General features: G+C 58.1%; 2 pseudogenes. Both read right to left on the reverse strand.

What is annotated here, in order from left to right:
* Window positions 1-573 (reverse strand): annotated as a pseudogene (locus tag D6029_RS22285) (UxaA family hydrolase); the annotation flags it as partial.
* Window positions 566-740, reverse strand: a pseudogene (locus D6029_RS22290) (L,D-transpeptidase); the annotation flags it as partial. The pseudogenes D6029_RS22290 and D6029_RS22285, both read right to left, overlap by 8 nt.

Genomic DNA, 740 nt, shown 5'->3' on the forward strand with positions numbered 1-740 from the left:
TTTTTTGTTGCCTGGAGAAGGGTTGGCGCTGCGGTCAGTTTTACCCATGTCGAGATAGTTGTCGTACCATTCCATCTCTTCGAGCAGGCGCTTGCCCACTTCTTCGTTGATGGCGCGTGGCGTTAACAGGTGGATGGCGTCGCGCACTTCGGTCACTTCGGAGAACATGACTGTTGCGCCGCAGCGCACTAACAAATCTGATGCATAACCGACCGCCGGGTTTGCCGTCACGCCGGAGAATGCATCGCTGCCGCCGCACTGCATACCGACAACCAGTTCAGAAGCCGGGCAGGTTTCGCGTTGGCGTTTGTTCAGATTCGCCAGATGGCGCTCGGCGACCGTCAGAATGTCATCGACCATCGATTTAAAGCCGACGTGGTGTTCGTCTTGCAGGCGCACAATGCTGGCGTCGCCGACGTTAATTGACTGCACATCGTCGGTGCCTTCCAGCAGGCGCTCCGGTTGCAGCTTCTCGCAGCCGAGGCCAATCACCATGATTTCACCGCCAAAGTTCGGGTTCAGGGCGATGTTATGAATGGTGCGAATGGGAATGACTGCCGCAGGGGCCCCCACCCTGCTCCAGTCGCAGCGCATAGCGCCCCAGCGGGTTGTTTGGCCCTGCTGGCACGACTGCGGGCAGCGTAATTCCTTGTGCAGCAGAACGTGCACGAATATTCGCCGTCGGCGTCCAGGTTGGATTCGGGATTTTCTGGCTAATACGCGTCACCATTACCGGCGTT

Source organism: Buttiauxella izardii (assembly GCF_003601925.1).
GTDB lineage: Bacteria > Pseudomonadota > Gammaproteobacteria > Enterobacterales > Enterobacteriaceae > Buttiauxella > Buttiauxella izardii.